This window comes from Rhodanobacter terrae (genome assembly GCF_042657005.1).
Classification (GTDB): domain Bacteria; phylum Pseudomonadota; class Gammaproteobacteria; order Xanthomonadales; family Rhodanobacteraceae; genus Rhodanobacter; species Rhodanobacter terrae.
The window spans coordinates 1-11243 of record NZ_JBHSNG010000047.1; the positions used below are offsets into that span (position 1 = coordinate 1).

At 61.8% G+C, this 11243-nt stretch carries 7 protein-coding genes; 3 read left to right on the top strand and 4 right to left on the bottom strand.

Going from position 1 to position 11243, the window contains the following annotated elements:
* Nucleotides 1-118: 118 nt before the first annotated feature.
* Nucleotides 119-697 carry a hypothetical protein gene (locus ACFPPB_RS19770; RefSeq protein ID WP_377330291.1) on the bottom strand — a complete coding sequence of 193 codons (579 nt, stop codon included), beginning with the start codon at nt 695-697 and terminating at the stop codon, nt 119-121.
* 85 nt (nt 698-782) lie between these two features.
* Nucleotides 783-1769 carry a DNA-binding protein gene (locus ACFPPB_RS19775; protein WP_377330293.1) on the bottom strand — a complete coding sequence of 329 codons (987 nt, stop codon included), beginning with the start codon at nt 1767-1769 and terminating at the stop codon, nt 783-785.
* A gap of 105 nt (nt 1770-1874) precedes the next feature.
* Here ACFPPB_RS19775 and ACFPPB_RS19780 point away from each other — a divergent pair, with 105 nt between their 5' ends.
* Nucleotides 1875-2960, top strand: coding sequence for a site-specific integrase (locus ACFPPB_RS19780; RefSeq protein ID WP_377330295.1), 1086 nt, complete (start codon nt 1875-1877; stop codon nt 2958-2960).
* A 141-nt stretch (nt 2961-3101) separates the two neighbouring features.
* Nucleotides 3102-7511, top strand: coding sequence for an NACHT domain-containing protein (locus ACFPPB_RS19785; protein WP_377330297.1), 4410 nt, complete (start codon nt 3102-3104; stop codon nt 7509-7511).
* Nucleotides 7512-7587: 76 nt separating this feature from the next.
* On the opposite strand, the gene ACFPPB_RS19790 is transcribed toward ACFPPB_RS19785, so the two are convergent.
* Nucleotides 7588-10647: an HD domain-containing protein gene (locus ACFPPB_RS19790; RefSeq protein WP_377330299.1), complete on the bottom strand. Its 3060-nt coding sequence runs from the start codon at nt 10645-10647 to the stop codon at nt 7588-7590.
* A 121-nt stretch (nt 10648-10768) separates the two neighbouring features.
* Entirely contained in the window at nt 10769-11014 is a 246-nt protein-coding gene (locus ACFPPB_RS19795; protein ID WP_377330301.1) for a hypothetical protein, read from the bottom strand.
* On the opposite strand from ACFPPB_RS19795, the gene ACFPPB_RS19800 reads away from it, so the two are divergent.
* Nucleotides 11013-11243 (top strand): transposase (locus ACFPPB_RS19800; protein WP_377330303.1); only part of this gene is annotated, 231 nt, incomplete at its 3' end. The two genes, ACFPPB_RS19795 and ACFPPB_RS19800, sit on opposite strands and share 2 nt — an antisense overlap.

The following is an 11243-nucleotide window of genomic DNA, read 5'->3' on the forward strand; positions in this document are numbered from 1 at the left end:
CGCTCTTCGCCAAATCCACGCCAATGGTTATAGTGCTCATGGAGACTTCCTCTTCGAGTGACGGTTGACCAGCATCACCATCATGGCCCTCGAGGCCGAAAGGGGAGGAAGTCTCTTTTTACTCGTTAGGTCTCGACGGGTCGCTGGCGAGCAATTCCAGAGTAGAAGCTGATGCGCCACTCACGTCCTGCATAAGCCATTTTAGGTACGCTTCGAAATTGAGCAGATCGAGGGAGCGCAGGCTAAGACCAGTATCCAGGAACTCTTGAGCAAATTGTTCCGCAACCGTTCGTGATGCGACTTCGGCTTCTAAATCTTCTAGCTTGGCTGCATGGCCAAAGATTCTGCAGTTGCATACTTCTTTACGGTAGATATTGGCGATGATTCGTTGCCTATGAGGGTCACTCCAGACGATGAAATGACATCGGTCGTGGCGTTGTTCCATGTCAGGTCGCCGCGGTAGCGATTGGCATAGTGCCCGCCGGCGTGGCTTGTCCACTTCATCGCGAATGTCGGCTTCGCGGAACTTGAACTCGACCAGCGCGAAACGCGATGCATCGCTCAAGAGGTAATCAGCGCCCGCGTCGCGGTCTTGCCCACCCAGGCTGAAGTCATGCACAGCAATGCCTTGGCGCTCTCCGGCGCGACGCAGAAACGCGTTGAATTTGTCGGCAACGCCCTGTTCGTGGTTTCGCATTTCGATCCCCGCTATATTTACAAGGACATCGGCATATCGATGAATAAGTTGAGGCTATGAGGGTGACGCCGGGCTGTTGGTGGAGTTACTTGTTGGGCCGCTGCTCGGTGGTCTGCGCACGAGCTGGCACCCTCGCCCCCGATACATTCCGTGGTTTTCTTTTCCTGGCCGCCGGCTTGACCTTCGCGTCCGCAGGAATGCTATCTAACTTTGCTTGAAGCGCCACTTCCCGTTGCGTACTTGCTTTCAATGCGTGCTGGGCCGCCAGTAACGCCGCCGGAAGGCCATCCATCCGCGCCAGTTGCTGCTCCAGGGTTTTCGCGCGCGCCCCGTGTTCGGTGGCCAGGTGCTCGGCGGCACGAGCCGACACCATGGCTGTTTCCAACCGCGAGGCGACCACCGAGGTTTCCCGTTCCTTCTGCCGCAGCGCCGCCTGGAGGGCTTTGGTTTCTTCTCGGGCCCGATCGATTTCCGCGTGTGCACGGTCCTCCACGGCCCGAACATGCGCCGCCCGGGCTTCCCGTTCGGCGGCCACGGTGCTTTGGTGCGTGTCGAATGCTCCATCCAGCTGCTCGGCTCGCCGCTGCCATCCATCGCGCTGTTGAATCAGCTCAGCCAGTTGGCCCGCCTGTTGCTCCACGAGACGTTGGACGTCCGTCAGTCGTGTTTCGGCGACCTCACAGGCTTGAGCCGCGCTCTGCGCTTGCCCCTGGGCTTCGGCAATCGCGATTTCCCAGATCTTGCGTTCTTGCGTGAGGGACGTTTGGGCGGCAAGGAGGGCATTTTGCTCTTGCGCGAGGGCGCCTTGCGCCAGCGACCCGGCCTGAGCCATGGCGAGGCGCCAGACCTCGGTAAACGCCTGCCCCACGTCCGCCGGCACGTCGGGTAAAGCGAGTACCTGGCTCAGTCGCGTGGCGAGCTCACCGCGCCACGTGTCCAACATGCGGGTCACGGTATTGGGCGAGCCCGTACCGAGCCGTGCACGAATCTTCTCGACAGTCGGCCGCTCGCCGGCGGTCACCAGCGCATCGGCGGCGGCGTTGACCTGGTCTTGGGTGATGCCTCTAGCCATCTCGCGTATCTCCCTGATTGGCGCCCTGCCCGCTGGTTGACGTACTGGTGATAAGTGATGATTATCGTGGCTAGGCGTCCTATTTCATAGTATATATTACATAATATGAAAGATAATTCCACCATCTCGACCTTTGCGCAGCCGGCCTCCAGCTTGGCGCTGCCGATCCAGCTGGCGCAGCAGGCCGCCGATGCCGTGCGTGAACTGCTGGCGGAAGCGGCTGCGGCCAACACCACGCGCAGCTACGCCAGCGCCCTGCGCTACTGGGCCGGCTGGCACGCGGCACGCACCGGCGTCGAGTTCACGTTGCCGGTGCCGGAAGCCACCGTGCTGCAGTTCGTGGTCGACCACGTGGTGCGCCGGTCGGCCGACGGCGACTTGGCCTGGGAGCTGCCGCCGGCTATCGACCAGGCGTTGGTGGCCGCCGGCCTGAAAGCCAAGCTTGGGCCGTGGACCTTGGCGACCGTCCGTCATCGCGTGGCGGTGCTCTCGACCGCGCACCGGCTGAAACACGTGACCAATCCGTGCGAGCAACCGGCGATCCGCACGGTGCTCAGCCGTGCCGCCCGAGCAGCCGTGAAACGCGGCGAACGGCCGCGCAAGAAGACGGCGATCACCTTGGCTGAACTCGAGGCGATGCTGGCCACCTGTGACGACAGCCTGGAAGGCGTGCGCGACCGCGCCCTACTCTGCTTCGGTTTCGCCAGTGGCGGACGTCGGCGCAGCGAGATCGCCGGAGCAGACATTCGAGATTTACGCCGCATCGGCCCGCAGGGCTACATCTATCGCCTGGAACACAGTAAAACCCAGCAAGCCGGCGTCACCAAGTCGTCGACGCCGGACAAGCCGATTCTCGATCGCGCCGCGCAGGCGTTGGAGGCGTGGTTGAGCGCCGCTGGCATCATCGACGGTGCGATCTTCAGGAGGCTGTGGAAACACCGGGTCGGTCCTCCCCTGTCGCCGGCCGCCGTGGGCGAGATCGTGCAGCGGCGCGCTCGTTTAGCCGGGCTGGAGGGAGATTTTGGGGGGCACAGCCTACGCTCCGGGTTCGTGACCGAGGCTAGCCGCCAAGGGGTCTCACTCCCGGCGATTATGCAACTGACTGAGCACCGTGCGGTGTCGAGTGTGATCGGGTACTTCCAGACGGGCGGTGCCACGTCGAATCCCGCTGCTCGTCTTCTGGAAGACTGATCGATCCGGGGTTCTCGATTTCGGCGCCTATCGGCCAGGAGCAGACCAACATGTTGCCGGCATACTATAAATCGATGGTCACACTCTCGACGCCTCCCCAATCGGGTCTCAAGGAGCCTTCTTTGTTAGGTGGGAATGGCGATGAGGGATGATTTCAGCCAGCCCACCAAGAACCTGCTGGCAAAGCAGGCGGGCCATCGTTGCGCGCATCCCAGTTGCGGCAAGCCGACATCCGGGGCAGACGAGAGCGGGACCGGCGCGATCAACATAGGTGTTGCAGCGCATATCACTGCAGCGTCTGCGGGAGGGCCCAGGTACGACCCGGCCTTGACCTCCGAGCAACGCAAGGATGCGTCCAACGGGATATGGCTGTGCCAGGATCACGCGCATGCGATAGACGCCGATGACAGCGGCTTCAGCGCGGAAATCCTACGGACCTGGAAACGGCAGGCAGAAGCCCGGTCCTTCCATGCGCTGATGGCGGGAATGGCCGGTGGCGCCCCGGGGCGCGGCTTCCTGCTTGATCCGGGCGATGGCATCGACATCCGGCATCGGTTCAACCTCGCCGTGGACGAGGACCTCATCGCGCTGAAAGCGGGCCTGTTGGCGGCAGCGCGCGAAGATGCCGCGACTTTCCGCAGGACCCGATACTGGCCCGAACACGCCATCGAATTGAAGCTCCGCCTGAAGGGCGACGCGGACACGGTATCGTTTTCCGTGCGCGACTTGGCCGCCACCACCGAGGCCTTCAACGAGATCGTGATTCTCTCGCCGCCAGGCACAGGCAAGACCACCACGTTGTTGCAGCTGGTCGAGGCGATCATCGACAAGCGCGGCGCGGCGGCCAGCTTCATCCCGCTGGATGATTGGTCGGCCCAGCCCCGGTCGCTGTTCGAGAGCATCCTTGATCGTCAGGCGTTCCGTCCGTATAGCCAAGACCATCTTCGGCTCCTTGCCCATACCGGCGAACTCACCCTCGTGCTGGATGGCTGGAACCAGCTCGACGGCGCGTCCCGCAGGCGAGCACGCAACGAGCTCGAGGATTTACGTCGCGACTACCCGAAATTGGGCATCGTCATCAGTTCGAGGAACCTGAGCGTTGCCGTTCCCTTCGCCACCACGGTGATGGTGATCGAACCGCTCGACAACGCACAACAACGCCAGGTCGCCAACGCGCTGCGAGGCGCCGACGGCGAGACGCTGCTGGAGGAAGCCCACGCAATCCCGGGACTTAGGGAACTGGTGTCCGTGCCCCTGTTCCTCAACGTCATCCTGCGCCTGTCGCCCGGAAGCCGCCTACCTACGACGAAAGAAGGCGTCCTTGCAGCATTCGTCGAGCAGCACAATCAGATCGCCAATCGTACCGAAGTGCTGCGCAATGCGACCCTCGGCCACGAGAGAGAGATCCTTGTCGATCTCGCCACCGAAAGCACCCGCACCGCCAATACGTCGCTTCCCGACAACAAGGCCAGGGCATCGGTACATGCAACCCAGTGCCGCCTAACGGACGAGGGCCAGATCTCTGCGTATTCGGCACCGCAGCCCATGACGGTGCTGGACGCGCTGATCGCCGAACACTTGCTGGTGCGATCATCCGGCGAACCTGCGGGATACTCCTTCCAGCATCAGCAGTTCCAAGAATGGTATGCCTCCTTCGCGGTGGAGCACGCCATGCGAAACATGGCAGCCGGCGACGCCACCGCGGCCGACCATCTCGCCATCGAGTTCCTCGATGTCCGTCCATGGGAGGAATCGATCCTGTTCGCCTGCGAACGCATGGCATCGAGCACCAGCGTCGACATGGATGCCGTGTCCGCGACGATCGTCCGCTGCCTGTCGATCGACCCCATGCTCGCAGCCGAGATCGTCTACCGCGCACCGGCGGTGTGGCGCCGGGTCGAACACGAAGTGACCAAGTTCCTCCAGCGCTGGCACCAGCCGGGCAAGGTGGACCGCGCCATCGGATTCATCGTCAACAGCGGCCGGCCGGAATTCGCCGGTTTGTTGTGGCCGTTGCTCGCCGATTCCGGGCATCGGAACCATCTGGACGTCCCACGCTCCGGACGCCGGTTTCCTCCCTCGCTGCTACCTGATATCGGCACCCGGCTGGCGACGCTCGAGGAATCCACTCGCGCCGAGTTACTCGGCGAGCTGGCCGACCATGGCGGCATGGAAGGCGCGCTGACCGCGGCGTCACTGGCACAGACCGATTCAAGCGTGCATGTGAAGAAGGAGGTCGTGGAATCCCTGTACTTCCGCGGAGCTGACCAACAAGCCGCCCGGGTGTTGCAAAACGGGCCACCGGAGTTGTGGCAGGAGTTGGCTTCAAGACATCCCTTGACCGGGATCCACAACATTGCAGTGGCCACCCGAATGGCCGTCGAACGTCGGGCCGCGTTCGAACGCATGCAGAATCCGGGACACAGGCTGCACTTCTTGTTGAATGGCGGCGTGGACGGTATCGACACCGAGCAAGAGGTCTTCACGTTGCTGGCCGATCCTGCGTTGGAGGTACACGCCAGCGCTGCGGACCACGCCCTGTATCAGGCCTATGAACGATATCCGTCGGTCGTCGCCTCCGCCTTGGTGCGGAGAATCAAACAGGGTCTTGAGATCCCGTTCCGGGCCCACCTGCTCGTGCAGGAGCAGCATATCGTCACCGACGAGGAGCCGATAAGCGGCATGATCAACGATGCGGCCCTCGACGAGAACGCCAGGCGCAACGCGGCCAGCATCGCCGGTCCGGTTTCGATCGGTCGACTGATCGACGCACAACTGGTGCTGGACGCGCGGGCTGCAAGTGATCCCACGGCAAGGAGACCCCTGGCAGAGCAACAGCGCTTCCTGGAAGGTCTTGTCATCACCGCCCCCTACAGTTCTTTGGTTGCCGCAGTGCTCGCGCGGGCCGATACCACTGACCCGCGACGAATCGCCCTGTTCGCCAATCTGCTGGCCTCCCATCGCGAACAGGACTCCGCCATTCGCCCGCCCGCGATTCTGCAAGATGCGCAGAAGAGCCAGCTCGTGGATACGTTGTTGCGCTGGGTGCCAACAATGGTGGATGCATTCAATTCCACTCGGGCGCAGCTCGCGGAACTTGCCCGCGCCATCGGCAGCGTCGGCGATGCCAGGCTGGCCGAACCGCTTGACCTGCTGCTGTCGGAAGACCTTCGACGTTGGAACATCTCACGCGCCGCGTTCGCCGCATCCGATTATCGCGACCAGACGTCGGATGCGCGACACTCCTGGACGAACTGGTATCAGCGCGCCTTCATCGCCATTGGCACCGAGCAGACAGAGAGGCTGCTGATCCAGTATCTGCCTCATCCCAGCTTCGGCGTCGAAGCGGCGTCCGCGTTGATGCAATTGTGGGAACAGCGGCATCCGGTGACCACTCCCTCGTCTTTTCCGCGCACCTTCCTGCGGGAAATGACGGTGCGACGTGGACGACTCCTGCGTGATCAGCAGCCCGCGCCCGTGGCACTGTCGATTCTGGATGTGGTCGCGTCTCTGGTCGAAAGTAGCGCGGATAGCGAGCAACAGCATGCCATTCGGTTGGCGACGGCAGCCTTCCGCATGCCGTGTGGCGACATTAGCGCTTTGGTCCGTCGGTTGATCGAGCTTCCGGCACCGCTCAACTTGCGGCAGGACCTGTACATCGCACTGGCGCTCTCCGGCGAACGCCTGCAGGCCGACGCGATCCAAACATGCATTCGGACCTTGTTCGCAGAATCCGTGGCCAAGCCTTGGGTGTTGGGTGACAACTACAGTGCGTTTTTCCGCTGGGTGGAGTTGCTCGCGTTCTCCGAGCGCCCTGCAGCGATGCTCGACGAGGTAGCCTCCCTGGATCAGCCCCATTTGAAGCAGCCATATCAGTTGCGCGGATTGCTGGCATCGCTCGGTGCCTCGGCAGAGCCCGAGGTCGAGGACGTCCTGTTGCAGTTCGCGGCGCTCATTCCCGGACTGGCTCAGGAGCACGAATGGATCGCTGCCCTGCGCACGCGCGGCACCGAATCTTCGGGCCGAGCGTTGCTTAGGCTGCTACAGGAGGGCATCTTCGACGGCAGCGGGCGTACGGACACCGAGGTACTCGGCGCCTATCTCGCACAGCTTGCGAAGAACGTTCCGGGCTTCCGCACCGAAATGGTCGGGCTCCTGGATCGCCTGGGCCGAGAGCTATCCGCCTCAGTCATCGAGCGCGCCCTGCTCATGCTGTCTGATATGGAGAGCATCTTGTCACTGGTCCACTACTACGCTCGGACAGGGCAGTCGGGTAACGGGCTGTACATGAGCATCAAGGAAGTCGCGGTGGACGAACGGATTTCCGCACAGTTTAGTGGCGCACTTGTCCTGTTCCCAGTGCCAGCGGACGAACTGCGTAGGCGGCTTTTCTCCCTGGCATTGACCCAGACCAGTGAGGCTGGTGTTGCAAGGCAATGCCTAGCCTTGATCGACGTCATCCGTGACGACTACGGGTATCCCGAATCCGAAGCGCGCCATCCTGATATTCGATCGGGGCAACCTTGGCCCCTGCTCGCTCCAGCCGCATGAGGCCAAGGCAAGCAACCAACCTTCAATCAGGCCGACGGATCCGATACACGCGTAACCGCAGCTTCGCGCTTATCCACTAAACGCGGTGACCGTCCCCGCTGCGCGCCGCCCGCCAGCGCGCAGCGTAAGCCGATGCCGCCATGAGGTCGTCATCAATGTACGTGATGAGATCCTCGTAAAGGTGCCGCACCTCATCGATGGTCAGCTCGACCGCAAGAAGCGGCTGCATGCGCACGCACAGGCGCATCAGCTGGGATGGCGTGACCTGCACCTCCCCGCTCGTGAAGAGATATGGTAAGAGCATCGCGGTGGGACTGCTGGCACAGGGCCGTATCAGCCACGTGGCCGGCAATTGGAAGTCTTTCCGAAGCGCCAGGCGCAGCCATCGCGCGTCTCTGATCGCCACCAAGCAACGGTGATTCCCAATGCTGCGCGCGTTGCTGATGAGATGCAGCGCGAAAGCGGCATCGCTGTAGTACGGTTGAGGATCGAGGGAAAACCTCAAGACGGGATTCATTCGCCGGGTTTCCCGCATGGTATGTTCGACGCCCGCGGGGGTACCTAGATGCCCGGCAGCGCTCGCGGATGCCGGATTGAGTTCGTCCACGGCGAGAATCTGGACCGAGCCGTTTTTTTCCCTTTCCCAGGCGAGAAGCGCCAGCGTGGGCACCGCGTCCCCGGACGGGCTGCCGGTAGACACATCGCAGTGCTCAACTGGGCCGCTGGTGGCATCGGCCCCGGTACCCAAGAGCCAGTCGGAGAGGTCGAAACATGTCCGGATGGATTGGCCGATCACCGACACGTCCTTCCATGCTCCGCCGGTCTGTGCCGCGAGCCCTCTCCAGGGCTCGCCTTCACTCAACGCCATGACATGCAGGAACAGTGACAGGTCGGCCCAATACTCGGGCCGCGCGGCGGACTCCTCGCGGTAACGCGTCATATCGGCTTCGACCGCCTGCGTCAGCGCGCTCAGCGCAACGGCCTCGATTTCGTCCGCCGCCTTGGGCGCCAACTCGTCGCGATTGGCGGATAGCCAAGTACCGGCTGCTCCTGACAGCAAGTTGATCTCGAACCACACATTGGGAAAGTAGGCTGCATTGCATTTGAAAGGTTGCCCCCGATACAAGAATCGGGACTGGTGACTCGCCGACTGGTCGCGATGCGGCCGGTACCGAAATTCCACGCAATGCCCGTTAGCGTCCGGCAAAAAGCGCCAGTCGCCTGCCTCCTCTGGTGCCGCTAGGCTGTCCGCCAAAAACGACTTTTTTTCCCCGGCCAGCGGCGCAAACTCGCATGCCACACGAATCGGCGACTTCTTTCCGAAGGCCACCACCTCATCAACCATCTTTCCGGCGTCGTAGGGAAAAGTGTCATCCAAAAGCGGATCCATCGACATGACCAGCTGGGCGGCCACGCTGTCGTGGTCGCGCCGAAAGGCCGGAATCTGCCAACTCTGCGCAAATCGGTGCAGCCGCAATTTCATCTCGAGCGCGGTGCCATAGGCTTGGGCGACATCGTTGGGTACCCGCCGTACCACGACCAAGCCTTCATTGGGCCCCAGGGGGCTGTGCATCTCCAGTTCCAGCGTCTCGTTGCTGAAGACGCTTTTGGTTTTGAGGCGGATGCAGTCGCTGAGCAGAAAGGCACTTTGAAGTCCAATGCCAAAGGCTCCCGACGGCTTCATCCATTCCGGCATCGCCCGGATGAGGCGCTGCCGTGCGGCATTCTTCTGCGATCCGCCGATACGCAGCATGTGCAGCAAGTCGGCACTGCTGATGCCTGTGCCGCCATCGGTAATGCGCAGGAACCAGGTTGCTTTGCCTGCCTCTCCAGCGGGGTCGTCGCTTTCAATAAGCTCGACTTTCACCGGCGAAGCGGTTTGTAGGCGTCCGCAGGCGGCCGGCGATGCCCACTCGCCACTCAAAGCGCTGCGCGACTCCTTGGCCCAGATGCCGAGGAGCGTGGCGTCCACTGCGTTCTGGAGCAACTCCCGGATACAGGGAAAGGCACTGTTGTATAAATTGCTGCCCTGCAACAGGCCGATCACGTTCTTCTCATCGATCCCAAATTGCGGGCGACGGCCCTCCTGCAAGACCTGGAGATCGCCGCTGAGGGTCACCGTGAGGTTTCCAAGCGTCGGCAGCAGGCCAAGCTCGCGGCTCGGCGCAATTTCCTGCCAATGCGCCATCTGATTCTGCGTCTCCTGTTTGAGCCAATCAAACCAACGAAAGGCCTCCAGGTAGCCAGGAATCGTCTGACACTCGGCACTCACTTCAATGCGATCGCGATCGATGCGCAGGTGTCTGATCGCTTGATGTTTATCTTCGTGAGCCCGGCTCGTCGCGGGGCGGTCATCTCCCGCAATGCGTTGAAGCACCGGGCAAAACCGGTTGTCGTCCAGGTCCAGCAAGTCGCCCATACGCAAAAGGCAGGCCACAAAGCGAGGGTGGCAGTCTTCATTGGCCATGCCCGCCTCTTTAAATGGCAGGCCGTCAGCCGACAAGAGGGCTTCAAACGAGGTGCCGTGCATCTGGCAGATGCGCCCCAGCACGCGAAACAGCCGGGCGGGCATGAGTTCGGTGCGCGGCGAAGAGATGCCGGCGCTGGACCAGGGTGCCCTAACCATAGCTTCGGCACGCGCTGGATGCTTCCGTCGGAACCACTCGGCCATCAATTCATTGAAGCGGGCCACGGCATCTGTCGGGGTATCGGCGCCGAGGAAGCACTTCGCCAGATCGGACGGGTCGAACGTCGAGGCAAAGCGAAACAGATCGTGCTGGGGGGACTGCCGCAAGCTGGCAAGGAAGTCCTGAAACTCTTCGCTCTGAAGCTCCTCGCTAAGGTCCTGTTTGGGCACGACCATCCCAATGTCGTGCCAATAGGCCGCCTCGAGAATGAGCCATGTATCGGTCGCCGTCAGTAACGACACTGACTCTCCGAGTAGCCTTTCAATGTTGACTAGAATTTGCCGGCTATGCGACTCATCGTGGCGACTGTAGTGTGGAAACAGGTTGCCGACCGCTTGAAGTGCCTTAGGGATGAGCTTGGCATCGAAGTCCCACTGGCTCGCCAGCGTCTTGAGAGCTCCATGCTCTCCCGACTTCTTCTTGAGATGGTCAATCAAAATATCTGCCATGATGTAACCCTGTTCCTTTTTTGCTTGCGACGTTGGCATTGTGGAGGGATATCGCCGAATAGTCTTGCGATGCAAGGCCCCATTGAAGTGTTGCGTTGGACCGCCCTTTGCCGCCAACAGGCTAGCGCACGGGTATAAATCCACGACGCGACGCAAGCAGCAGGACATCTTTCGAATTGACTGTGCGGCGCAGATTCGCCAGCACCTTTCGCTGGGTTTCTGGCGTCCAGAAGATACGTAGATGTTCTCGCGCTCTGGTGACAGCGGTGTAAAAAATGCTGTGTGTCAGATCTTCTTCGTTCGCGTTGGTCACGATGAACCGCCCCGGGATTTGAGGAGGCTCCAACTCTTGAGAGAATGGAGCCATGAACAAGTCCACGAAGTTTTCCCCTGAAGTCCGCGAGCGCGCGGTGCGCATGGTGCAGGAGCACCGCGGAGAGTGTCCATCGCTGTGGGCCGCGGTGGAGTCGATGGCGCCGAAGATCGGCTGTGTGCCGCAGACGTTGCTGGGCTGGGTCCAGCGGCACGAGGTCGACGCCGGTGTTCGCGGCGGCGTGACCACCGCCGAAGCGCAGCGTGTGAAAGAGCTTGAGCGT